Origin of the sequence: Burkholderia mayonis (assembly GCF_001523745.2) — a bacterium.
Lineage (GTDB): Bacteria > Pseudomonadota > Gammaproteobacteria > Burkholderiales > Burkholderiaceae > Burkholderia > Burkholderia mayonis.
Genome location: NZ_CP013386.1, coordinates 572,508 through 596,815, shown reverse-complemented (window position 1 = coordinate 596,815; position 24,308 = coordinate 572,508). Strand labels below are relative to the sequence as shown.

Here is a 24,308-nt window from a genome sequence, read left to right as displayed (position 1 = left end):
GCGCAAAATTCGCGCACAAAATAAAAAAGGCCCCGCTGTTACCGCGGGGCCTTTCTTGGCTACGAAGCCCGTCGCGCCTGAACTCAGGCAGCGGCCGGGACGACGACGACCGTGTGCTTCTTGGCGGCGCCCTTCGTCGTGAACTTCACATGGCCGTCGACCAGCGCGAAGAGCGTGTGGTCCTTGCCCATGCCGACGTTTTCGCCTGCGTGCATGCGCGTGCCGCGCTGACGCACGATGATGCCGCCCGCGTTGATCGCCTGGCCGCCATACACCTTGACGCCGAGACGCTTCGACTCGGAGTCGCGGCCGTTCCGGGACGAGCCGCCTGCTTTTTTGTGTGCCATCTGATTGCTCCTTTACCGAGGGAGGCGCTTACGCGTTGATCGCGTCGATGCGCAGCTCGGTGTAGTTCTGGCGGTGGCCGCCGTGCTTTTGGTAGTGCTTCCGGCGACGCATCTTGAAGATGGTGACCTTGGCATGACGACCGTGCGATATGACGGTGGCCTTGACGGAAGCCCCACTGACCAGCGGCGTACCGAACTTAATCGATTCGCCTTCGCCCACTGCGAGAACCTGGTCGAGCGTGATTTCTGCGTCAATGTCTGCCGGCATCTGTTCTACTTTCAGTTTTTCGCCAACGGCAACCTTGTACTGCTTGCCGCCGGTTTTTATGACCGCGTACATTGAGAACCTCACTCTGGATCCATTTTTCCGTGCACCGTGCGCGGAAAACGCGTGATTATACATGGAGTTAGCGCTTCGGTCAAAGTCCATCCGCGTCTGCCGCGCCCGATCGTGGCGCGAACATCGGCCGAGCGGCCGAAAAACGCATGAAGAAGTCGCACGACAGCCCGGCTCGCGGGCGATTCGCCTTATAATCCGCGGCACTACCCATTTCCATGATCATGTCGTCGACTGCCACCCCCTCCCTCAGCGCCGCCCACCTGCTCGCCCCGATCGCAAGCGATATGGAGCAGGTGAATCGCGTCATTCGGCAAAGCCTCGCGTCCGACGTGCTGCTGATCAACCAGATCGCCGAGTACATTATCGGCGCGGGCGGCAAGCGGCTGCGACCGGCGCTTCTCCTTCTCGTCGCGGGCGCGCTCGGCGAAAACACGAGCCAGAAGCACGTGCTCGCGGCCGTCGTCGAGTTCATCCATACGGCGACGCTGCTGCACGACGACGTCGTCGACGAATCGGAGCTGCGGCGCGGCCGCAAGACCGCGAACGCACTGTTCGGCAACGCGGCGAGCGTGCTCGTCGGCGATTACCTCTACTCGCGCTCGTTCGAAATGATGGTGGGCGTCGGCAAGATGCGCGTGATGGAGATCCTGTCGGAAGCGACGACGATCATCTCCGAGGGCGAAGTGCTGCAGCTCCTGAACATGCACGACGCCGACGTCGACGAAACCCGCTACATGCAGGTGATCCGCTACAAGACCGCGAAGCTGTTCGAGGCCTCGGCGCGCCTTGGCGCGGTACTGGCGGGCGCCGACGCGCCGACCGAGGCCGCCGCCGCCGAATATGGCCGCCGGATCGGCACTGCGTTCCAGATCATGGACGACTGGCTCGACTACGCGGGCACCGCCGAGTCAATGGGCAAGAACGCCGGCGACGACCTGCGCGAAGGCAAGCCGACGCTGCCGCTCATCTATCTGATCGAACGCGGCACGCCCGAGCAGTCGGCGCTCGCGCGCGAAGCGATCGAGCAAGGCGGCACCGACCGCTTCGACACGATCTTCGACGCAATCACGCGTTCGGGCGCGCTCGATCACACGCTCGAATGCGCTCGCCAAGAGGCCGAGGCTGCGGCCGCAGCAATTTCTTCATTTCCCGCTTCCATTTTCAAAGAGAGCCTGCTAGAATTATCTTCTTACTCGACGTCACGCCAGTCTTGAACTAGACTGAAGCGACGAAAGAGTCCAAATCGGGGTGTAGCTTAGCCTGGTAGAGCGCTACGTTCGGGACGTAGAGGCCGGAGGTTCGAATCCTCTCACCCCGACCAATCTAACTTGTTGATTGGTTGGAAAAATCAGCAAGATCAATGGCTTACGGAGCGGTAGCAGCCGGTGTAACATACACCTACTGTTCCGTAAGCCATGACAAATCATCTCCTCAAGCGCGGCACCCGGTATTACATTCGCCGCAAAATTCCACTTGATCTAATCTCGCACTATCGCGGCCGCAAAGAGATAGTCAAAGCTCTTGGCACGTCCGAACCCGCCAAAGCGCGCGAGCGCGTCCGGGAGGAAAGTTACCGTCTCGATCAAGAATTTGCCGCGCTTCGACAGCCGACCGGAGATGTGTCGCAAACCGTCGAACTGCGGGAACTCATTCTTGATCCCGTTACGTCCGAGAGTGTACCGACTGGCCGCACCGCAAAAGTTGACCCGCGCCGCCCCGGCTCTTACGTCATCTGCGACTGCGACGGCGAGCAAGTGGCCGTGCTGTGGCCCAAAGATGCCGACGACGCCTACCACAAGCAGCGCCTCAAGCACGCCCGCACATTCGCACACGGGGTCTTGATCGCCCGCGCATCCGGTACACCTCCCGCGCTGACAGCCTCCGTACCTCCGCAGATAGCATCCCCAGAAACACGCGGCGGCGCGTCATCGGGCCATCTTGCCGCGCTCGTTGAGAAATGGGCCGGGGAGCGCAAGCCCGAGTCTCGAACGGTACGCAAGGCGGAATTGATCGTAGAGCGGTTCTACTCACATGTGGGGCGCGTCCCGGTCGCGGGGATCACACGCGCACATGTCATCGCCTTTAAGGACAAGCTTCTCGAAACCGGTCAAACATCTGTCAACACAAACAAGCAACTGGAACTGCTCGGGACGCTGCTGAACTACGCAAAAGATAATCTGCTGGTCTCGGAGAACGCCGCGCATCGCGTCCGTGTTCAGGTCAAAGGCACTGTGAGAGGCAAAACCCGCATCTCGTTTGATGTACCCGCCCTCACCGCGATCTTTTCCAGTCCCGTCTACACACGGAATTTGCGCCCGGTTGGCGGCGCGGGAGAGGCAGCATATTGGTTGCCGCTACTCGGCTTGTTCACAGGCGCACGGCTAGAGGAACTGGCCCAATTGCGCCCCGACGACATTTACACCGAGAGTTACCACACCTCAGACAGCAGCGTGAAATCTTCCGCCGTGCTGCGCATCACGGATGCCGGGGATGGCCAGACCGTCAAAAACGCGGGCAGCGTGCGACGCATTCCCATCCACCCGGAACTACTTGCGCGCGGGTTCGTAGAGTATGTGCACGCCCAGCGCGGAAAGCCTCGCATTTTCTCAGCACTCGTCGCCAACAAGCACGGGGAGGAGTCCGCGCAATGGTCAAAGTGGTTCGGTAAATACCTGCGCGGGGTCTGCAAGATCACCGATTCGCGTATGGTCTACCATTCGTTCCGGCACGGCTTCAAGGACATGTGCCGCGACTCCGGCGTGCCGAAAGAGGTCGCGGACGCATTGCAAGGTCACAACGATGGCGATGCGTCGGGTGGATATGGCGCTGAATTTTACCCGCTCCGCCCACTCGTAGAGGCTATGGGCCGTATCCGTGTCCCCGGCCTAACCCTCCCCGCGCCGCCGCCAAGCCTTCCGGTAGCCGACCCGCAAACACTCTGATAAATTCGTCAGACGGTAATTGATGGGCGGCAGGCACACTGCCGTCCGCTTTCTGCGGAGCGCGCCGAATGGCTTCAGTGACTATCGACATGGGTTCTGGGAAGCGCGCTACGCTGACCAGTGCGGGAAACTCAACCGGAATGCGCCCATCGGTCGGTCAACGTAGCGCCGTCTCGGAATTGATGCTGCACTGGCCGAAGTATTCGGGGCTGACGACAGGTGCAGCAGGATACCTTCGGAAACTGGGGATTGGTGCATTCCATAGCGATCCAGTCGCTGCGCTTAGGTCCGCCATAGAGGACGGGCGGGTATCGGTGTCCATCGATCAACCCGTGGCCCGTGGTGGTTCTGCCGGAGGTTCGCCCTCAACCCCGCCATTTCCACGGGCTAACAGGCTCGCCAGCGTGCCGGGAGTGGCCGCGTTGCCAGTAGACAAGCCGCTCCCGAGTTGGGCGACGCCCAGCAATGTGACGGCGGATGAACTAATAAGCTATCTGGAAAGCGTTGTCGCTGGTACTGGTAGTAGCTTGGCCAGTAATGATATCGGAGGTGCGTCGTCGCTTCTTGGTGAGGCCGCTCCGTTCGAACTTGCTGCCGACGTGCCAGACGACGGGAGTTTTATTTTAGCGGGCACGCCTAACACGGGGCCGGCGGGGTCGTGGTATACGAATCCCGGCTCGGGGCAAATGCGTTTATTCGGAAATAACGGCCTACCCGTCGTAGACTTTGATTTCGATCACGACCACGGGCAGGGGATACCTCATGCGCACAATTGGGATGACGTGGGCGGGGGATTCCCGGTTCGTGGTCCCGGCGTGAGTTTCTCTCCGCTGCCCTGAGAACTAACAACCGACTGCCGCTATGAAAAATTACCACGACGCTGAATTCATCGGTTGCGAGTATTCGCGTTCCGCTTCCGCCCTTTCGTTGAGCTTCGAGTGTGCAGACGGAAAAATGTCGAAATTGCTGCTATCCGGCGTCCGGGCGGTGCGCATTAACGACTTCACCCGTCAAAACGTTGTGGCGCGGCTTCTGATTTCCCCGAAATACCAATTCACGTTGGATGAGGTTGCAACCTACGTAAATTGGGCGAGCAGCCAGCACGACTACCGGGCGCAAGCTAGTGCCGAGAAAATTCAGGCGGTTCACGCTGACATTGCATCAGGAAAGTGTCTGCTGTTCGTGATGGAGCAATCCGCCGGTGCCGAGGCTGTCGTGTTGTGCGACACCCTGCAAGAGACGCCGCTATAAATGCGTGCCCTCACGCCGCACAGGCCCGCTTGACCGTAGCCGTACTCACGCCGAAGCGCTCCGCCGTTGCCGAGATGGTTGCGCCGTTCTCGGCCCGCCAGCCCTTAATTTCGGCGTAGTCGGCGGCGCGCTGGCGTCCCGTGTACTTCCCTTCGGCCTTGGCAATCGCTACGCCTCGCCGCTGCATCTCCACCCGGTTCTTGTAGTCTGCTTCGCCCTGCGCGGCCATGAATGCCAGTACAGCGTCTCGCGTGGCTTTCTCAATCGGATCCGTCGCGCCGCCATCGAATACCATGCCGTTCAACGTGCATTCGACGCGAACGCCCATATCCATCAAGCGGCGCATCGTGCGGTGCAATTCGTCGTATCGGCGGCTGATCCGGTCGAGCCAGCGGACAATCAGCACGCCGCCGTGCCGCAAGTCGTGTTCTACGCGTTGCCATTGCTGGCGTTGATCCGGCGCAACGTGATACCCGCTCACGCCTTCGTCAACGAACACGTCTTTTTCCTTGACCCCGTGCGCTTTCGCGTCGGCGTACTGGCTGACTGCTGATTGTCCGTCCGTGGTGGAAATGCGCCCGTAGTAGAGTTTCCGCATGGCTCGCTAGCTCAATTAGATTGATAGCTCAATGGTAGCTACTGGCTCACACACTGTCAATCCTATTGAGCCATATTTTCAATGACTCACGTTTGGCTCAGTCAGGTATACCCTATTGATCCGATTCGAACACTGTTTCCGCCCGGCATTCCGAATGAGCACGTAATACGACTCACGGCGAATTATTTTCGACGTGGGACGGCGCTTCCCGTAGATTACGGCGGTTCGTATTCGCCCAACTTTCCGCAGACTTTTTACGTCGCTTTTCGCGGCCGTCCGGGGCGCTTCGGCGGGTCCACTTGCCGGGGTATCATCCAATCTGGCGCACTCCCTGTTGCCAGCGTCATAACCTGTATCGCCGTCATTTGATCGGGGCGCGTCGGCAATCCCTCGAAGACCTGCCGCAGCCTCTGGTTACGCCCTTGCGAATGATTGCTGTCGCGCGGCTCATCGACCCTTGGCAATGCGCGCGGCTTGCCCTTCTTCCCACCCGTCTGTGGCCGCATCCAAACCGGCCATGCCGCTATGCCAGGCCGCGTGTCCCGCCAGCACGCATACACGATGCTCCGCCATACCGCCGCCTCTCTCCAGCGGTATTCCTGCACGCGCCATGCAGCCCGAATATCCTCGCGGCGCGCCCACGGGTGGATGTCAGCGGCTTCGGCGGCTCTTTGGGTTCGGTCAGCTTGCTGGCGCATGGCGTCCTGTACGGCCATTTCAGCCAACCGTTTATGCTCATTCGCCCGCCATTCCATCCATTTCCAATATGTGTGATTCCGTGCGTTCGCACCCTTCGGCCATTCGGCTTTCTCGGGCGGCGTCTTCCCGGCAAAGTGTTTCCGCCACGACACCTTATCCGCCATGCGCTTCTGTACGGACCATTGCTGCTGTAGGCTGTCTATCGCGATCATGCAGCCCCATAGCCCATCGTGCGGGTTCCGTAACCACTGCTGTACCGCGCTCTTTGCCAGCCGATTCACGGCGCCCATTACAACCGTTGCTGGTGGCTCGGTCGGCATCGCCGCGCCGCCCCAGTCCTCTCGATGCCATTGCAGCCACTCTTCAGCCCGTAGCCTTTTGCCTGCCGATCGCATCGCCTTACTCGCCCCGGCCCGTCAGATCGCGGTGCTTGGCGTGGCCACCACTGTTACTACCGGCAACTACCTTGCGTTCATCCATTCATTAACCTCGTTGCGCGCACAACCAATTTAAGCACGCCTGTACCGCTCGTGATTCACGGGTACACGCCCCCTAACCCGACACCCAGCCCCTACCACAGCGCTATACGCGCGCGACAAAGGTACACGCGCCACGCCCAGCCCCAGTGTTAGCGCCGGTGTAAAAGCGCCGTTAAACGACGGCACAAGGTTGAGCGAAACAGTCAACGACAAAGGGGCCACGCGGGCCCCTTTGTTTTGAATGTCGCCGATCAGAACGGCGGGTCGTGCTCGGTGAGCGGCAGTTCACGTTGCCGACGATCGCCACGAAGGACACGCTGCATGTCGGGCAGATAGCGTGCGCAGATGAGTTCGCGCAAGTCGTCGAGCAGTTCGAACACGGCGAGCGCCTGCTCGGGCGTCCAGTCGTCGGGCACGACGAAGTTCAAGCCGCGCGTGAGGCCTGAGGGCAATGGCACGGCTGTCATGATGACTCGCCTCCTTTGGCCGATTTGCTCGGGCCACGCTGCCGGGCGCGCTTGTCGGCCCGCTCGCGGGCTTCCTTCAGGCGGTACGATTCGCCTTCGATCGAGATGACCTCGGCGAGATGCACAAGGCGATCGACGAGCGACACGACGCAGGCGGCGTTCGGGAACACTTCTGACCATTCTGCAAACGGTCGATTCGATGTCACGATGGTGCTGTTGTTCTGGTATCTCCGGCTGATCAACTCGAACAGCAGATCGGCGTGGCGATTCGAGTAGGAGAGATATCCGACCTCATCGATCACAAGGACGTCGGGCGCAGCATAGCGACGCAAGCGCCGGCGCAGCGTTGAATCGCTATCGAGCGCAGCCAGTTCGCCCAGCATATTGCCGGCGGTGGTGAACAGCACCGTGTGCCCATGCACGAGCGCCTGATGCGCGACGTTCTTCGCCAGCGTCGACTTGCCCACGCCGTTGGGGCCGATGAGCACGACGTTGGCGGCGTCCTTCATGAACCCGAGCGTCATCAGTTCTTCGATGGCACCGCGATCACACCGTGACGGCCAACCCCAGTCAAAGTCGCACAAGGCTTTGAAGCCGCCCAGATGTGATTCCTTGATGCGCCGCTCGAGCGAGCGACGGGCTCGCTCGTCTTCTTCCCACTGCACGAGCGGCGCGACCCACGGCTCCTGCGCAACCTCGGGCCAGTGGGCCAGCAGCCCGTGCAAACGCAATTCCTGCGCGCGTGTGCGCAATGATTCAAGCGAGCTCATCCGTGCCTCCGGCAAGTTGATCGTAGGTATCGAGCCGGTGGGGTTGGACCGGCGTGTCCTTCTGGCGTACGTGTGGCGGCAGACACACGGCAAGCGGTGGTGGCAGTTCAAGCGCTTCGCGGCGGCGCTCCAGCGCCAGGCGCACGGCGTTCGGGTGCGGCACGCCGCTTTGTAGCGCATCGCCGATCGCGGCCTGCAATTGCGCAGCGCCGTAGCGTTCGAGCAGCCGCAGCAGCGCCGCCGTGATGGTGCCCAGATTCGCATTGCGTTCAGCCGCGCGGCGCAGCAGATCCTGACTGGCGGGGGCAGCCTTGGCCAAGCGATCCATGCCGCGATGATGACGGGCCTCGCGTTTGACGCCGACCAGTGTCTCGATGTGAACGGGCTCTTCGATTTGCGCGCCGCGGTCGTAACTGCGAGCGTGGCGCGCAAGGATCTCGGCACCGTCCAGCACGCGTACCTGCTCGAGATCGGCCCGTACCGTGAGCGTGCGCCGCACGTGCGTGTGCGGGATCGAGTAGTCGTTCAGATCGAAGCGTACATAGGGCGTCTTGCCGACTTTGACGGCGAGCGTTTCCTCGACGGGATAGGGATTCTCCGGTAGCGCAAGCAGCGTAGGCTGCTCCTGGGCGAACGCCTGGCGCACACTGATCATGCGATCCTCCGGGCACGGGCGATCCGCCGCCTGCGTGCGGCACCAGTGTTCGGCTTGCGCATTCAGGTCATCCAGATCGGTGAACTGTCTGGCCGCGAAGAACGCGTCGCGGACGTGACGAATGGCGCGCTCCACGCGGCCCTTCTCGTTACCACGCGCGATGGCTACGGGTCTGGGTTCGAACCGATAGTGTGCGGCGAAGGCGAGCAGCGTCGGGTGGAAACGAATGGCGTCGCCCTGGCGTTCAAGGACGGCGCTCTTCAGGTTGTCGTAGAGGACGACCCTACCGAGGCCGCCCCAGCGCGTGAAGGCGCCGATATGGCCGCGCAGGAAGTTCTCCATACGCGCATCGAGGAAAAAGCGCAGATACAGTTCGCGCGAGTACGAGAGCACCATCACGAAGGCCATCAAGGGCCGGCGCGCACGGCCGATATGCAAGTGACCGAAGTGCCCCCAGTCGCATTGCATCTGTTCGCCGGGCAACGTGCGCAGCCGCAGGTACGCTTCGGCAGGCGGGCGTGGCCGGTGCAGAGAGATCAGATGTCGGAAGTGCGTGGGCCGGCCCTGATAGCCGCGCTCGCGCACCATGCCGTAAAGGCGGCTGGCGGTGAGCGTGGGATACTTCTCCAGCGTTTGGCGAATGAATGGCAGGTATGGCTCGATCATCGAAGGCCGCGGCGCCGGTCCATGACGCGGCAGACCAGCTTGTGCGAGCACCCGTTTGACGGTGCCGCGATGCACGTGCAATTGCTGCGCGATCGTGCCGCAGCGCCACTTCTCGACGTGGTAGAGCCGCAGGATATGGGCTTCGAGTTCAGCGTCAATCGTCACCTTTAGAGCCTCCTCGGAATCGGTAGATGCAGTGAGGAACTCGACGGCGCAACGGGCCAAGGCGCACGAATGGCGAACAGGCGCAGCCGCATCGATGGCAATGCGTTGTCGCCGGCGCCGATGCCGCGACACGACTGTGAGTGACAGCGGCGCGCATCGAGTCCGCTGGCAGTAGAGCACTGGGCCCCGTCGCAGGTGAACCGTGATGCGTCACTTTATTGTGTCGCGCTCGATAACGACGGGCGCGCTGCGCATGGGCAAGACGCCCGCGGCGAGAACTCTGGTAACGCTGAGCCGCTTCGCGCAAGCTCGCGCGCCGGGCCGCTTGCGCACAGCCGCCGGCGCAATAGATCTGGCCTCGATCGCAGCGGCGGCAAATGAACACCTGCGCCCGGCAGCGGGCGCACAGGAAGAAGCGGCCCGTGGGCAGCATCGGCGGTCCCCGTGGAACGCCGATGGCAGGTCGATATCGACAGGGTCCGCCCAGCCGTGGAATACTGCGGCTGCACGTGTCCCTGTGCTTGGCCCCGTGGCCCCGCACCTGTGTCCAGTGTGGCGCGACCCCGGGGTGAACTTGGCGGTTTGACCGGTGTCGCGCCGGTTGTTTCTTCGGCGGTGTGCCTTTCTACCGCAACCGATCCGCGCCGTCATCCCTCAACGCGCTTTGCGCGTCTGCACTCGCCCTACGGGCTCCCTCCGACGCGCAAAGCGTCAGGCATCCGCAGCGTCGCTACCCCGCAAACATCATCTTCCAAGCACGGCCACTTCAAACGCTCAATTCCAGAACGCCGTCGTTTAGTGTCGGATTTGGACCGGCGTTCACACCCAGTGGGGGTGTTTGAATTGCGCGACCTTCGATCCCCGACACCGACCGGTTCGTCGGTTCAAAACGCAAACTGCAATAATTCTTGTCGATTGCGCGCGAAAACCGAGGCCGTTGTGTGTGCGCACGCGTGTACGCGCGTAGCCCAAATATGGGTAAATCAGTTATCCCGCCACCGATAGCCAATCAATTCCACGGCGGTGCAGCGCTATCACGGACTTATGGCATGCCGTAAATCCGTATTGAGCACGTTAAACAATGCGCGCAATTCGTCTTTCGTCTTGTCGCTCAACATTGCAAATGCTTCGCTCCCGTCGCCATGCATAAAATCAGTCAAAGCCGCCACCTGACCCAAGATACGAATAATGCGAGACTGCGGCGCTGGTTGCCATGTGCGTCTAAATTTTTCAGCCATGCAGCACCTCCGGGCAATTCTTCGCTCTGAGTTCATGAAGCGCGCTGCGAACTGCGGTGAGCGTAACGCCGTAAAGGTCGAAGATCGCTTTTTGCTCGTCCAAATCCGAACCGGAAAATAACGCTACGCCATCCTTGGCTGAGAGCAACCTCGATAAAGCGGACAGGTTATCGACACCGACGAGCGCGATATCGACTAGGGTAGGTTCCGAGAGTTCTGAACAAGCGGGGGGTTGATGCACGTCGGGCCTCCTATGAAAACGTAAGACCCGCTCTCCCATCGCCAAATGGGCGGGCGGGCACAAGGCAGGGTTGGCGAACCGGCATAGGAGGCAACCGGCAGACCCGAAGGTCTCCCTGCCAAGGCCCACCCATTGATCGCATAGGCGCACAAAGGCATGCAGACGAAAAAGCCGCACATGCGGCGGCTCGTCCGCCTCCTAATAATCGGGTCGCCAAACCCGGCCACGGTGTCTCCGTGACGGCCTCAACAGTAGCCAAATTTTGGGGTATGGTCAAATTGAGTGGGAATCTGCTACACTCTCATGTTCTAGCGGCTACGCGCTCGATTGTAACCTATTGATTTGATTGGGTGAACTAGGTTCGAATCCTCTCACCCCGACCAGATTTGCAGAAAACCGCGCAAACGATGCGCGGTTTTTTTTTGCGCAACGGCGGCGTCGCCCCGCGGGGCGACGCCATACGCGAACCAACCGCGCCCCTCTGCTATAGTCTTTCCCATTCCTGTCATTCACCGACTCTCCGACGCGTGGACCAAATTCCCTTATGGGCGCAAATCGGCGCCATCTTCCTGCTTCTTCTCTGCTCCAGCTTCTTCTCCATTTCTGAAACCGCGATGATGGCGCTCAACCGCCATCGGCTCAAACACCTCGCGGGCCAAGGCGCGCTCGGCGCGAAAACGACGCAGAGGCTCCTCGCGCGGACCGATCAGCTGCTGAGCGTGATCCTGATCGGCAACAACCTCTTCAACACGATCATCCCGGTGCTGACGACGTCGATCGCGCTGCGCACGTTCGGCCACGACAATTTCGTGCTGTCGATCGCGACCGGCATCGTCGCGTTTCTCATCATCGTGTTCGCCGAAATCACGCCGAAGATCGTCGGCGCGACGTTCCCCGAACGGATCGCGCTGCCGGCGAGCGTCGTGATCGCGCCGCTGATGCGCGTGATGATGCCCATCGTGTGGTTCGTCAATACGCTGTCGGGCTCGATCCTCGCGGCGCTGCGGATCAACACGAAGGGGGCGCGCGACCAGCGGCTGTCGACCGAGGAGTTGCGCTCGCTCGTGCTCGAATCGGGCAGCTTCATGCCGACCAAGCACCGCAGCATCCTGCTCAACCTGTTCGATCTCGAGAACATCACCGTCGACGACGTGATGATCCCGCGCCGCCAGATCGAGGCGCTCAACATCCTTGCGCCGCTCGACGACGTGCTGCATCAGCTCGAGACCTGCTATCACAACCGGCTCGTCGTCTACGAAGGCGACATCGACCGCGTGCTCGGCGTGCTGCACGTCCGCAAGACGCTCGCCGCGCTCCACAACCAGGATTTCGACCGCGGCACGCTGCGCGAGCTGCTCACGGAACCGTACTACGTGCCGTCCGGCACGCCCGTGTTCCAGCAATTGCAGTACTTCCAGGAAAGCCGGCAGCGCACGGCGCTCGTCGTCAACGAGTACGGCGAGTTGCAGGGGCTCGTCACGCCCGAGGACATCATCGAGGAGCTGATCGGCGAATTCACGACGACGATGCCGAGAAGCGAGAATTCGAAGAGCGGCTGGGACGCGAACGGCGAATGCATCGTCGCGGGCAGCATGCCGCTGCGCGAGCTGAACCGCTGGCTGCACCTGAACCTGCCGACCAAGGGACCCAAGACGCTCAACGGCCTGATCCTCGAAATGCTCGAGGAGATTCCCGAAGGTGACGTCTGCCTGAAGATCAGCGACGTGATGATCGAAGTGATGCGCAGCGACGATCAGGGCGTGCGCACGGTCAAGCTGTTCAAGCCGCGCACGTCGCGCGGGGGACGCGCGCTGAGCGTTTGACGCGCGGCGCGGTTGGCCGATCGACCGACTGGCGGCCGCCCTGCGCGACGCGCGATGATCGCTCCATCGTGTCGAGCAGGCGGCCACGAGGCCGAGTCCGATGTCCGCAACGCCATCTTCCCCTTCTTTTTCTTCCGCGTGGCCGACGACGCCGCTTCCGCCCGCGGCGGCCGCCCCGCCCCGTCACCGCGCCGCCGAACTCGCCGACGACGCGCCCGCGGTCGGTATCGTCGCCGACATGCTGCGCGCCGCGCACGAGCGCGACGCGTCCGACATTCACATCGAGCCAGGCGAATCGGGCTGGCGCGTGCGCCTGCGGATCGACGGCGTGCTGCACGAATTCGCCCGGCCGCCCGCCCATCTGCGCGACGCATGCGTGACGCGCATCAAGGTGCTCGCGCGGATGGACATCGCCGAGCGTCGCGTGCCGCAAGACGGCCGGCTGCGGCTCGCGCTTGCGCCAGGGCGCGCGGGCGACTACCGGGTCAGCTCGCTGCCGACGCTGCACGGCGAAAAGCTCGTGCTGCGGCGTCTCGAGACGCTTCCCGCCGATCTGTCGCTCGGCGCACTCGGCTTCGACGCCGCGCAGGCGCACCGCGTCGAGGCGGCGATCGGCGCGCCGCACGGCCTCGTCCTCGTCACGGGACCGACGGGCAGCGGCAAGACGCTGTCGCTGTACTGCTTCCTGCAAATGCTGAACGACGTATCGCGAAACGTCTGCACGGTCGAAGATCCGGCCGAAATCGAACTCGACGGGATCAATCAGGTTGGCGTGCGCGAGAAGGCGGGCCTGACCTTCGCGGTCGCGCTGCGCGCGTTCCTGCGCCAGGATCCTGACGTCATCATGGTCGGCGAGATACGCGACGCAGAAACTGCCGACGTTGCGCTGAAATCTGCGCAAACTGGCCACCTCGTGCTGTCGACACTGCATACGAACGACGCGCCCGCAGCGGTTGCTCGATTGCTCGACATCGGCGTCGCGCCGTACAACCTCGCGGCCGCCCTGCGACTCGTGACGGCCCAGCGGCTCGTGCGCCGCCTCTGCGCCGCGTGCCGCGCGCCGTCCGGCGCGGCGCCCGATGCGCTGCGCGCGGCGGGCCTCGACGCCGCTTCGCTCGACGCCGGCTGGCGCCCTTATGCGGCGACGGGCTGCGCCGCGTGCCACGGAATCGGCTATCGGGGACGTATCGGCATTCATCAGGTGATGCCGCTGTCTGCCGCGCAACGCAACCTGATCGTTGCACGCGCGAGCAGCGCCGAACTCGCGCGGCAGGCGCACGTCGAAGGCATGACGAGCTTGCGCGATGCGGCGCTCGCACGCGTGCGCGATGGCACGACGAGCCTGGACGAAGCGCTCGGCGCGACGGAGGCTGAATGAGCGGACACAGCCCGGCCACGCCGATCGAGGCCCGTTACCGCTGGGCGGGCGTGACGACCGATGGCGCGCGACGCCGCGGCACGCTGATCGCCGTCAATCCGTCCGCCGCACGCACGGCGCTCAAACGCATGGGCGTCACGGTGCTGCATATCGAAGCGCGCGGCACGGCGCCGCAGCCCGGCGTGCATGCACGCGACGTCACACGTTTCGCGCGTCAACTCGCAGGACTTCTGCACGCGGGGCTCGCGCTCGCGCCGTCGCTCGAACTGCTCGCGCAAGCGACGCAGCGAAGCGAAATGCCCCGCATCGCGGCGGGGCTCGCGCGGGAAATCATCGCAGGACGGCAGTTCTCCGCCGCCCTGCGCCGCTACCCTCGCCAGTTCGATCCGCTCTTCTGCCAACTGGTCGCGGTCGGCGAAACGGCGGGCGCGCTCGCCGCGGTGCTCGCGCGGCTCGCCGACGATCGAGAACGCGCGGCTGCCCAGTATGCACGGGTCAGGGGCGCGCTCGCTTATCCGCTCGCCGTGCTGCTGTTCGCGCTCGCGATCACAGCGGCCCTGCTGATTTGGGTCGTGCCGACGTTCGAACAGATTTTCGCGGGCTTTGGCGCCGCACTGCCTGCGCCGACCCGCTTCATCCTGACGCTTTCTGCCAGCGTGACACGCTGGAGCGCGCCTGCCGCCGCGGTCGCATTGCTCGTCTGCTTCACCGCCCGCTACGCAGCACATCGCTCCGAAGCCGCGCGCCTTGCACTCGCGCAGGCGCTGCTGCGCACGCCGTTCGCCGGACCGCTCGTGCGCGCGCTCGCCGCTGCGCGCTGGAGCCGCGCGCTCGGCACGCTGCTCGCTGCCGGCACGCCGCTCACCGACGCGTTCGCCGCGCTGTCGAACGCGACCGGCAACGCGTGCTTCGATCGCGCGACGGCCGGCATCGCCGCACGCCTGCAGCATGGCGAGCGGCTCGCTCGCGCGATGCGCGCCGAAGACTGTTTTCCGGACGACGTCGTGCAGCCGATCGCCGTCGCCGAGGAATCGGGAACGCTCGATACGATGCTCATCGACGTCGCGACGCTCTGCGATCGCCGCATCGACGAACAGATCGGCGTGCTTGCGAACCTGTGCGAGCCCGTCGTGATCGTCGTGCTGGGCGCACTGATCGGCGCACTCGTGATCGCGATGTACTTGCCAATCGTCCAGCTCGGCAACGTGGTGTAGCATCGCAGCCGAATCCGACTCCATTTACGATGCCAACCGCCTCGATGACGCCCAATCCGTTCCTTCCCGATCCGGCCGCGCACGCTGCCGCCGGGCCGCTCGCCGCGTTCACGACGCTCCCCGCGGGAATGCAGCTTGCGTTCGCGATCGTGTTCGGCCTAGTCGTCGGCAGCTTCATCAACGTCGTCGTCCATCGGCTACCGATCATGATGAAACGCGCGTGGCTCGCGGAAATCGCCGAAGCGACGGACGAGCCGCCCGCCGACGACGGCCTGCCGCCGCGCTACAACCTCTGCGTGCCGCGCAGCGCGTGCCCGCACTGCGGCCATGTGCTCCGCGCGTGGGAGAACATTCCGGTCCTCAGCTACGTCGCGTTGCGCGGTCGCTGCCGCGGCTGCCGTGCGCCGATCGGCGTCCGCTATCCGCTCATCGAACTCGCGAGCGGCGCGCTCGCCGCCGGCGCGCTCGCGCTCTTCGGGCCGAGCGGCGCTGCGCTCGCCGCGTTCGGCCTGTGCGCGGCGCTCCTCGCCATGAGCGCGATCGACATGCAGACCGGCTTCCTGCCCGATTCGCTGACGCTGCCGCTCTTGTGGGCGGGCCTGTGCGTCAATCTGTGTGATACGTTCGTGAGCCTGCGCACTGCGGTGATCGGCGCAATCGCAGGCTACCTGTTCCTCTGGTGCATTCTGTGGCTGTTCAAATTGCTGCGCGGCATCGAAGGGATCGGCTATGGGGACCTGAAGCTCCTCGCCGCGCTCGGCGCGTGGCTCGGCTGGGAAGCGTTGCCGCAAATCGTGCTGATCGCCGCCGTCGCGGGCGCGGCGATCGGTCTCGTCGCGACCTGGCGCGGCCGCATGCGCTTCGAGGAACCGCTGCCGTTCGGCCCGTTCCTCGCGGCAGGCGGCGCGGCGACCCTCTTTTTCGGCACGCCGTTCTACCTGCTGCTCGGAGGCTGATCTATGTTTTCGGTGGGATTGACGGGGGGAATCGGCAGCGGCAAGACGACCGTCGCGAATCTGTTCGGCGAGCTCGGCGCATCGATCGTCGATACCGATCTGATCGCGCACCGCATCACCGCGCCGCACGGCCTCGCGATGCCGCTCATCGAGCGCGAGTTCGGCGCGGAGTTCATCGCAGCCGACGGTTCGCTCGATCGCGCGAAGATGCGCGCGCTGATCTTCAGCGACGAATTCGCGCGCAAGCGACTCGAAACGATCACCCATCCGCTGATCCGCGAAGAGACCGAGCGCGAGGCTATCGCGGCGCGAGGTGCGTACGTCGTCTTCGTCGTGCCGCTCCTCGTCGAATCGGGAGCGTGGAAGGCGCGTGTGAACCGCGTGCTCGCCGTCGATTGCGACGTCGAGACGCAAATCGCGCGCGTGATGCGCCGCAACGGCTTCAGCCGCGAGCAAGTGGAGGCGATCGTCGCACGACAGGCGTCGCGCGACGCACGGCTTGCCGCCGCCGACGACGTGATCGTCAACGACAATGCGTCGCACGACGAACTCGCAGCCAACGTTGCCGCACTGCACCAACGCTATCTCGCATACGCAGCCGCGGCGAAGAATTGACGAGCCTGCGGCGCATACGTCGCATCCGATGCACGGAACTGCAACACGCCGTCATGCGTCCCGAAAAATGGCGCGATTGCTAGGGTAGGCAGTGAGCATTAGAATGTCCCTGCAATTTTGGTCACCCCCTACGCGAGAGGCGAGCGCGCTTGATTCTTTACGAGTATCCGTTCAACGAGCGAATCCGCACGCTGTTGCGTCTCGAAGATTTGTTCGAACGCTTCACGTTCTTCGTGGCTCAAGAGGACGCGAGAGAGCATCATGTCGCGCTGACGACGCTGTTCGAAATCTCCGAAGTCGCGGGCCGCGCAGATCTGAAATCGGATCTGATGAAGGAACTCGAGCGCCAGCGGCAGACGCTCGCGCCGTTTCGCGGCAATCCCGGCATCGAGCAGAATGCGCTTGAAGCGGTGCTCGGCGAAATCGAGCAGACGCTCGCGAACCTCGCGCAGATGCAAGGCAAGACCGGCCAGCATCTGATCGACAACGAATGGCTCGCAAGCATCCGTAGCCGCGCGGTCATCCCCGGCGGCACCTGCAAATTCGATCTCCCATCGTACTACGCGTGGCAGCAGTGGCCCGCCGAGCAGCGCCGCCGGGACATCGCCAAATGGGCAATGCCGCTCTTGCCGCTGCGCGACGCCGCGATGATCGTGCTGCGCCTCGCGCGCGAATCCGGGCAAGCCTCGAAGGTGATGGCGATGCAGGGCAGCTATCAGCAGATGCTGTCCGGACGCACGTATCAGCTGATGCAGGTGCGCATCCCCCCCGAGTTGCACGTGATTCCCGAGGCGAGCGCAAACAAGTACATGCTGTGGGTGCGCTTCACCGCGCAGGACGGCGACGTCCGGCCGCGCGCGGTCGACATCGACGTACCGTTCCAGCTCACGCTCTGCAATCTGTAACGGCGGCCTCGCGCCGCATCAATCATTCCATCCGTATGGTTACCGTCGTGAAATGCCCGTCTTGCGGCAAGGAAGTCCGCTGGACGCCCGAAAACCGTTTCCGCCCGTTCTGTTCCGCCCGCTGCAAGCAGCTCGATCTCGGTGCCTGGGCAGCCGAGAAGTACAGGATCGGCGGAACGGATGACGAAGCGCCGTCCGACGACGACGCAGGCCATCGGGAAGACGGCGGCCGCGGCTGACCGCCGGCCGCATCGAACAGCCGAGGCCGGATGCGGCAGGCGCCGCAGGCTGCGTCCCCCAAAAGCCGTGACTGGATGGAAGGAAAGCCGGCGGACCAAGGGCCCGCGCACGTTTATTGCTGCTCGCCGCCCTGCTCGCGCGCGAGCAGTTCGAGCACGGGCAGCGCCGCGGGCAGCAGCGGCGCGACGTCGACGGGCAGACGCTGCCAGACGAACGCCTGCCCTTCGCGGCTATGCGGCTCGCCCGTCCAGCCCGTCACCTTGCAGAAATACAGGCGAACGTACGCGTGCGGATAGTCGTGCTCAAGCGTATGCCAGCGATGGCATTCGGTCACGACGATGCCGAGCTCCTCGTGCAGTTCGCGGGCGAGCGCCGCTTCGACGCTCTCGCCCGCCTCGAGCTTGCCGCCCGGGAACTCCCAGTAACCCTCATAAGGCTTGCCGAGCAGACGCTGCGCGAGCAGATAGCGGCCGTCCGGCTGCACCAGCACGCCGACCGCGACCTCGGTCACCTTGCGGGCGGCGCCGGCCGGCGCCGCGTCGTTCGATACTTCGATACTCATGCGTTCTCCTTGCGGCCCGCGCGATCGCGCGCGAACTGCCATGCGACCCGGCCGGAGCGCGAGCCGCGCTCGAGCGCCCAGACGAGCGCGTCGCCGCGCGCCGTATCGATCTCGGCGTCGTCGCAGCCGAAATGCTTGAGCCAGTGGCCGACGATCGTCAGATAGTCGTCCTGCTTGAACGGATAGAAGCTGACCCACAGGCCGAAGCGTTCCGACAGCGAGATCTTCTCCTCGACGACCTCGCCCGGATGGATCTCGCCGTCCGGCAGATGCTTGTACGTCTCGTTGTCGCTCATGTACTCGGGCAGCAGATGGCGGCGGTTCGACGTCGCATAGATCAGCACGTTGTCGGACTGCGCGGCGACCGACCCGTCGAGCGCGACCTTGAGCGCCTTGTAGCCCGATTCGCCCTCTTCGAACGACAGATCGTCGCAGAACACGATGAAGCGCTCGGGACGCGCGGAGATCAGCTCGACGATGTCGCCCAGATCGTGCAGATCTTCCTTGTCGACTTCGATGAGCCGCAGCCCGTCCGCCGCGTAGGCGTTCAGGCACGCCTTGATCAGCGACGACTTGCCGGTGCCGCGCGCGCCCGTCAGCAGCACGTTGTTCGCGGGCTTCCTGTTCACGAACTGACGCGTGTTCTGCTCGATCAGCGCCTTCTGCCGATCGATGTTCCGCAGATCGTCGAGCGCGATCATCGAACGCGCGGCGACCGGCTGCAGATAGCCGCGTCCCTGGCGCTTGCGCCAGCGAAACGCGAACGCGGACGTCCAGTCGATTGCCGACGGCGGCGGCGGAAGAATCGCTTCGAGGCGCCCAAGCAGCGCTTCGGCGCGGATGAGGAACTGCTCGAGTGGGTCCATGATGTCGTGCCCCGTATGACTTACGAACGATAGTCGGCGTTGATGCTCACGTAATCGTGCGACAAATCGCAAGTCCAGATCGTCGCTTGCGCGTCGCCGCGGCCGAGCAGCACGCGGATCGCAATCTCGCTTTGCTTCATCACGCGCTGGCCGTCCTCTTCCAGATACGCGGGATTGCGGCCGCCCGCCTTCGCGACGAGCACGTCGTCGAGATACAGATCGATCTTGCCGACGTCGAGGTCCGCGACGCCCGCGTAGCCGATCGCCGCGAGAATCCGGCCGAGGTTCGGGTCCGACGCGTAGAACGCCGTCTTCACGAGCGGGGAGTGGCCGATCGCGTACGCGATCTGGCGGCACTCGGCGACGCTCTTGCCGCCTTCGACCTTCACCGTCATGAATTTCGTCGCGCCTTCGCCGTCGCGCACGATCAGTTGCGCGAGCGTCTGGGCGACTGCGGTCACCGCGTCGCGCAGCGCCGCGTAGGCGGGCGAATCGGCCGACGCAATCTCGGGCAGGCTCGCCTTGCCCGACGCGATCAGGATGAACGAGTCGTTGGTCGACGTGTCGCCGTCGACCGTGATGCAATTGAACGAGCGGTCCGCGACGTCCTTCACGAGCGCGTCGAGCACCGGCTGCGCGACCTTCGCGTCGAACGCGAGGAAGCCGAGCATCGTCGCCATGTTCGGCTTGATCATCCCGGCGCCCTTGCTGATGCCCGTCAGCGTGATCGTGTGGCCGTCGATCGTCACCTGGCGCGATGCCGCCTTCGGCAGCGTGTCCGTCGTCATGATCGACTGCGCGGCGTCGTACCAGTGCGCGGCCGCGCGGTTCGCGAGCGCGGCGGGGAGGCCGGCCTTCAGGCGGTCGATCGGCAGCGGCTCGAGGATCACGCCCGTCGAGAACGGCAGCACCTGCTCGGGCGCGATGCCCGCAAGGCTCGCGAGCGCCACGCAGGTCTCGCGCGCATGCGCGAGACCCGGCTCGCCCGTGCCTGCGTTCGCGTTGCCCGTGTTGACGACGAGCGCGCGAATGCCTGCGCCGCCCGCGCGCACCTTCGCCAGATGCTCGCGGCAGACCGTCACGGGCGCCGCGCAGAAACGGTTCTCGGTGAACACGCCCGACACGGTCGCGCCTTCGTCGACGGAGACGACGAGCACATCCTTGCGGTTCGGCTTGCGAATGTTCGCCTCCGCCCAGCCGAGCGTCACGCCGGCGACGGAATGCAACTGCGCGGGATCGATCGAGGGAAAATTGACAGCCATCTGAAGCACCTGCCCCGAAGGAAAATGCCGGCGTTCGAGCCGGCATCGATTGGATTGAAGAACCGGCGGCCGCTCGCGCGCGCCGCCGCGCATCACACCTCAAAAATCTTGCGCACAGACGATGCGGCGCGCTCATCGCGCGCCGCCTTCGATCACGTCAGTTCAGCTTGCCGTGACAGTGCTTGTACTTCTTGCCGCTGCCGCACGGGCACGGATCGTTGCGGCCGACCCGCGGCACTTCGCCCGCCGGGCCGCTGTGGCTCATCGCGTGGCCGACCATCTCGGCCGCCGCATCCGCGACCGCCACGCCGCCCGCGCCCGCCGCTGCCGCGAAATCGGCGTGCTGGAATTCGACGTTCTCGAGATGACCACCCTGCTCCTCTATCTGCTCGGCCGCTTCCTCCAGCTGCTCGGGCGACTGGATCTGCACGTTCATCACGATCCGCGTGACTTCCTGCTTCACCGCGTCGAGCATCGCCGCGAATAGTTCGAACGCCTCGCGCTTGTATTCCTGCTTCGGGTTCTTCTGCGCGTAGCCGCGCAGGTGGATGCCCTGGCGCAGATGATCGAGCGCCGCGAGATGCTCGCGCCACAGGCGGTCGAGCGTCTGCAGCATGATCGAGCGCTCGAACGCGCTGAACGACTCGCGGCCGACCAGCGCGACCTTCGCTTCGTAGTGCTCGTCGGCCGCCGTCGTGACGGCGTCGAGAATCTCGTCCGCATTGATCGACGACGACTCGTTCACCATTTCCTGGATCGCGAGATCGAGCTGCCAGTCGTTGCGCAGCGCCTCTTCGAGCTCCGGAAGATCCCACTGCTCTTCGATGCTGCCCGCCGGCACGAACTGGCGAACCACTTCCGACATCACGCCGTGCCGCATCGCGCCGATCGTCTCGGCGATGTCGTGCGCCTCGAGCAGCTCGTTGCGTTGCTGATAGATCACCTTGCGCTGATCGTTCGCGACGTCGTCGTATTCGAGCAACTGCTTGCGGATGTCGAAGTTGCGCGCCTCGACCTTGCGCTGCGCCGACTCGATCGAACGCGTGACGATGCCCGCCTCGATCGCCTCGCCCTCCGGCATCTTCAGGCGCTCCATGATCGCGCGCACGCGGTCGCCCGCGAAGATGCGCAGGAGCGGATCCTCGAGCGACAGATAGAAGCGCGACGAGCCCGGATCGCCCTGACGGCCCGCGCGGCCGCGCAGCTGATTGTCGATCCGGCGCGATTCGTGACGCTCGGTGCCGATGATGTGCAGGCCGCCTGCGGCCTTCACCTGTTCGTGCAACGTTTCCCACTCGTCATGCAGTTTCTGGATCCGGCGCGCCTTGTCGTCGGCCGGAATCGATTCGTCGGCCTCGATGAACGCGGCCTGCTTCTCGGCGTTGCCGCCGAGCACGATGTCGGTGCCGCGGCCCGCCATGTTCGTCGCGATCGTGATGCGCTTCGGCCGGCCCGCTTCGGCAACGATCGCCGCTTCGCGCGCATGCTGCTTCGCGTTCAGCACTTCATGCGGCAGGCCCGCCTGCTTGAGCAGGTGCGACAGCAGCTCCGAGTTCTCGATCGACGTCGTGCCGACGAGCACCGGCTGGCCGCGCTCGTAGCATTCGCGGATGTCGCGGATCACCGCGTCGTAGCGTTCCTTCGCGGTCTTGTAGATCTGGTCCTGCTTGTCGAGCCGCTTAGGCGGCCGGTTGGTCGGGATCACGACCGTCTCGAGGCCGTAGATCTCGTTGAATTCGTACGCTTCGGTGTCCGCCGTCCCGGTCATGCCCGAGAGCTTCGCGTACATCCGGAAGTAGTTCTGGAACGTGATCGACGCGAGCGTCTGGTTCTCGCTCTGGATCTTCACGTGCTCCTTCGCCTCGACCGCCTGATGGAGACCGTCGGACCAGCGGCGGCCCGGCATCAGGCGGCCCGTGAATTCGTCGACGATGATCACTTCGTCGTTCTGCACGACGTAGTGCTGATCGCGATGGAACAGCGTGTGCGCGCGCAGCGCCGCATACACGTGGTGCATCAGCGTGATGTTCTGCGGCGCGTAGAGGCTCTCGCCGTCGCCGATGAGGCCCCATTCGGCGAGCATCCGTTCGGCCTTCTCGTGGCCCGACTCGGTCAGGAACACCTGGCGGCCCTTCTCGTCGAGCGTGTAGTCGCCCGGCTTCTCGACGCCCGTGCCGTCCGCTTTCTCTTCGCCGATCTGACGTTCGAGGAGCGGCGGCAGCGCATTCATCCGCACGTACAGCTCGGTGTGGTCTTCCGCCTGGCCCGAGATGATGAGCGGCGTGCGCGCTTCGTCGATGAGGATCGAGTCGACTTCGTCGACGACCGCGAAGTTGAGCGGCCGCTGCACGCGCGCATCGGTCTCGTAGACCATGTTGTCGCGCAGGTAGTCGAAGCCGAATTCGTTGTTCGTGCCGTACGTGATGTCGGCTGCGTACGCCTCCTGCTTCTGGTCGTGCTCCATCCCCGACAGGTTGATGCCGACCGACAGCCCGAGGAAGTTGTAGAGCCGCCCCATCCACTCGGCGTCGCGCTGCGCGAGGTAGTCGTTGACCGTCACGACGTGCACGCCGCGGCCCGCGAGCGCATTCAGGTACGCGGCGAGCGTCGCGACGAGCGTCTTGCCTTCGCCCGTGCGCATTTCGGCGATCTTGCCGTAATGCAGCACCATCCCGCCGATCAGCTGCACGTCGAAGTGGCGCATCTTCAGCACGCGGCGGCTCGCTTCGCGGCACACGGCGAACGCTTCGGGCAGCAGCTTGTCGAGTGCTTCGCCGGCCGCGATGCGCTGACGAAACTCCCCTGTCTTGCCGCGCAACTGGTCGTCCGTCAGCGTCTCGATCTGCGTTTCGAGCGCATTGATCGCCACGACGGTCTTTTGGTATTGCTTGACGAGCCGCTGATTGCGGCTGCCAAAAATTTTCTGAAGAAAACCGGTTGTCATCGGATCGGGTGTGCGTCGGTGCAACGGCCCCGGAGCGGTGTACGCCCTCCCCGGCGCGCCGAGCCTCGGCGGCTTAGCGTAGAAGTGAATTCAAACGTCGAATTTTAGCACGCGCGCCAGGGCGCGCCGGCGTCGGCGGCAGCCGTCGCCGCGGGGCGCGGTTCGGCCGCATGGGCGGGCAAAAAATGACCGGCGGGCGGGACCGGCGCAGCGCTCCCGCCCGGCACCGGGAAGCGCGTGAAGCGCCGTGGTGGCGGCCGCGCCAACGCGATGGACGGGAACGTGAATGACCATGGACGGGCGGGCAGGGAACACGGCGAACGGTGGTTCGAGATCGGCATCCGCAGTCGGCTTTGGCTTTGGCTTTGGCTTTGGCTTAGGCTTTGGCTTAGGCTTTGGCTTAGGCTTTGGCTTAGGCTTTGGCTTTGGCTTTGGCTTTGGCTTGGGCTTGGGCTTGGGCTTTGGCTTTGGCTTGGGCTTTGGCTTTGGCTTTGGCTTTGGCTTTGGCTTTGGCTTTGGCTTTGGCTTGGGCTTGGGCTTGGGCTTGGGCTTGGGCCACGGTTCGCCCACGGGCATGAGCGGTGTTGATTCTAGTTCCAGCTCCGGAAGCCAGTATTGGCGGTGAACTCGGGACTCAACACCCGACAGTCGATACCCGCGGCCGCCAAATGACATCGCGGTACAA

At 64.0% G+C, this 24,308-nt stretch carries 24 protein-coding genes and 1 tRNA gene; 12 read left to right on the top strand and 13 right to left on the bottom strand.

Going from position 1 to position 24,308, the window contains the following annotated elements:
- Positions 1-83: 83 nt before the first annotated feature.
- On the bottom strand, positions 84-347 hold the full coding sequence (gene rpmA, locus WS70_RS03055) for a 50S ribosomal protein L27 (RefSeq protein ID WP_004194025.1): 264 nt from the start codon (positions 345-347) through the stop codon (positions 84-86).
- A 28-nt stretch (positions 348-375) separates the two neighbouring features.
- Positions 376-687, bottom strand: a complete 312-nt coding sequence (rplU, locus tag WS70_RS03050) for a 50S ribosomal protein L21 (protein ID WP_059470690.1) — start codon at positions 685-687, stop codon at positions 376-378.
- Positions 688-908: 221 nt separating this feature from the next.
- Here rplU and WS70_RS03040 point away from each other — a divergent pair, with 221 nt between their 5' ends.
- The 4 genes from WS70_RS03040 to WS70_RS03020 all read left to right on the top strand — a co-directional run bounded on the left by WS70_RS03040 (position 909) and on the right by WS70_RS03020 (position 4,880).
- Positions 909-1,901, top strand: a complete 993-nt coding sequence (locus tag WS70_RS03040; RefSeq protein WP_059596398.1) for a polyprenyl synthetase family protein — start codon at positions 909-911, stop codon at positions 1,899-1,901.
- A gap of 30 nt (positions 1,902-1,931) precedes the next feature.
- A tRNA-Pro gene (locus tag WS70_RS03035) sits at positions 1,932-2,008 on the top strand.
- Positions 2,009-2,102: 94 nt separating this feature from the next.
- A complete protein-coding gene (locus tag WS70_RS32110; RefSeq protein ID WP_162498957.1) occupies positions 2,103-3,629 on the top strand; it encodes a site-specific integrase in 1,527 nt (508 codons plus the stop codon).
- A gap of 861 nt (positions 3,630-4,490) precedes the next feature.
- Positions 4,491-4,880: a hypothetical protein gene (locus tag WS70_RS03020; protein WP_226382805.1), complete on the top strand. Its 390-nt coding sequence runs from the start codon at positions 4,491-4,493 to the stop codon at positions 4,878-4,880.
- Positions 4,881-4,890: 10 nt separating this feature from the next.
- On the opposite strand, the gene WS70_RS03015 is transcribed toward WS70_RS03020, so the two are convergent.
- From WS70_RS03015 to WS70_RS02990, 7 genes are all read right to left on the bottom strand, one after another.
- The gene (locus tag WS70_RS03015; protein ID WP_038774583.1) at positions 4,891-5,478 is read right to left on the bottom strand and encodes a recombinase family protein; all 588 of its coding nucleotides are present in this window, start codon (positions 5,476-5,478) and stop codon (positions 4,891-4,893) included.
- A 254-nt stretch (positions 5,479-5,732) separates the two neighbouring features.
- Positions 5,733-6,572 carry a hypothetical protein gene (locus tag WS70_RS03010; RefSeq protein ID WP_159082857.1) on the bottom strand — a complete coding sequence of 280 codons (840 nt, stop codon included), beginning with the start codon at positions 6,570-6,572 and terminating at the stop codon, positions 5,733-5,735.
- A gap of 335 nt (positions 6,573-6,907) precedes the next feature.
- On the bottom strand, positions 6,908-7,123 hold the full coding sequence (locus WS70_RS03005; RefSeq protein ID WP_059472649.1) for a hypothetical protein: 216 nt from the start codon (positions 7,121-7,123) through the stop codon (positions 6,908-6,910).
- On the bottom strand, positions 7,120-7,893 hold the full coding sequence (gene istB, locus WS70_RS03000) for an IS21-like element helper ATPase IstB (RefSeq protein ID WP_059596311.1): 774 nt from the start codon (positions 7,891-7,893) through the stop codon (positions 7,120-7,122). The genes WS70_RS03005 and istB overlap by 4 nt, the downstream gene beginning before the upstream one ends.
- Complete coding sequence (gene istA, locus WS70_RS02995) at positions 7,880-9,379, bottom strand: IS21 family transposase (RefSeq protein ID WP_108033957.1); 1,500 nt, start codon at positions 9,377-9,379, stop codon at positions 7,880-7,882. Before istA ends, istB begins: the two co-directional genes overlap by 14 nt.
- Before the next feature lie 1,034 nt (positions 9,380-10,413).
- Positions 10,414-10,617 carry a hypothetical protein gene (locus WS70_RS31340; protein ID WP_144411913.1) on the bottom strand — a complete coding sequence of 68 codons (204 nt, stop codon included), beginning with the start codon at positions 10,615-10,617 and terminating at the stop codon, positions 10,414-10,416.
- Complete coding sequence (locus tag WS70_RS02990) at positions 10,610-10,858, bottom strand: hypothetical protein (protein WP_059598093.1); 249 nt, start codon at positions 10,856-10,858, stop codon at positions 10,610-10,612. Before WS70_RS02990 ends, WS70_RS31340 begins: the two co-directional genes overlap by 8 nt.
- A gap of 614 nt (positions 10,859-11,472) precedes the next feature.
- Between WS70_RS02990 and WS70_RS02985 the strand changes: the two genes are divergently transcribed.
- From WS70_RS02985 to WS70_RS02955, 7 genes are all read left to right on the top strand, one after another.
- Entirely contained in the window at positions 11,473-12,681 is a 1,209-nt protein-coding gene (locus tag WS70_RS02985; protein ID WP_236861870.1) for an HlyC/CorC family transporter, read from the top strand.
- Between the two features lie 100 nt (positions 12,682-12,781).
- Complete coding sequence (locus WS70_RS02980) at positions 12,782-14,059, top strand: GspE/PulE family protein (protein WP_059470687.1); 1,278 nt, start codon at positions 12,782-12,784, stop codon at positions 14,057-14,059.
- Positions 14,056-15,273, top strand: a complete 1,218-nt coding sequence (locus tag WS70_RS02975) for a type II secretion system F family protein (RefSeq protein WP_059470686.1) — start codon at positions 14,056-14,058, stop codon at positions 15,271-15,273. Before WS70_RS02980 ends, WS70_RS02975 begins: the two co-directional genes overlap by 4 nt.
- Positions 15,274-15,317: 44 nt before the next feature.
- A complete protein-coding gene (locus WS70_RS02970; protein ID WP_059598089.1) occupies positions 15,318-16,229 on the top strand; it encodes a prepilin peptidase in 912 nt (303 codons plus the stop codon).
- A 3-nt stretch (positions 16,230-16,232) separates the two neighbouring features.
- On the top strand, positions 16,233-16,844 hold the full coding sequence (gene coaE, locus WS70_RS02965) for a dephospho-CoA kinase (protein WP_059470684.1): 612 nt from the start codon (positions 16,233-16,235) through the stop codon (positions 16,842-16,844).
- 149 nt (positions 16,845-16,993) lie between these two features.
- Entirely contained in the window at positions 16,994-17,749 is a 756-nt protein-coding gene (gene zapD / locus WS70_RS02960) for a cell division protein ZapD (RefSeq protein WP_059470683.1), read from the top strand.
- A gap of 35 nt (positions 17,750-17,784) precedes the next feature.
- Positions 17,785-17,988, top strand: coding sequence for a DNA gyrase inhibitor YacG (locus WS70_RS02955; protein WP_059470682.1), 204 nt, complete (start codon positions 17,785-17,787; stop codon positions 17,986-17,988).
- A gap of 113 nt (positions 17,989-18,101) precedes the next feature.
- Here WS70_RS02955 and WS70_RS02950 read toward each other — a convergent pair whose 3' ends face one another.
- The 4 genes from WS70_RS02950 to secA form a co-directional block, all read right to left on the bottom strand.
- A complete protein-coding gene (locus WS70_RS02950) occupies positions 18,102-18,551 on the bottom strand; it encodes an NUDIX domain-containing protein (protein ID WP_059598088.1) in 450 nt (149 codons plus the stop codon).
- Entirely contained in the window at positions 18,548-19,417 is an 870-nt protein-coding gene (locus WS70_RS02945) for an ATP-binding protein (protein ID WP_059470680.1), read from the bottom strand. Before WS70_RS02945 ends, WS70_RS02950 begins: the two co-directional genes overlap by 4 nt.
- Before the next feature lie 20 nt (positions 19,418-19,437).
- A complete protein-coding gene (gene argJ, locus WS70_RS02940; RefSeq protein WP_059598092.1) occupies positions 19,438-20,679 on the bottom strand; it encodes a bifunctional glutamate N-acetyltransferase/amino-acid acetyltransferase ArgJ in 1,242 nt (413 codons plus the stop codon).
- A 157-nt stretch (positions 20,680-20,836) separates the two neighbouring features.
- Positions 20,837-23,623: a preprotein translocase subunit SecA gene (gene secA, locus WS70_RS02935; protein WP_059470679.1), complete on the bottom strand. Its 2,787-nt coding sequence runs from the start codon at positions 23,621-23,623 to the stop codon at positions 20,837-20,839.
- 286 nt (positions 23,624-23,909) lie between these two features.
- Between secA and WS70_RS32695 the strand changes: the two genes are divergently transcribed.
- Positions 23,910-24,248: a hypothetical protein gene (locus tag WS70_RS32695; protein WP_082722398.1), complete on the top strand. Its 339-nt coding sequence runs from the start codon at positions 23,910-23,912 to the stop codon at positions 24,246-24,248.
- Positions 24,249-24,308: the final 60 nt, after the last annotated feature.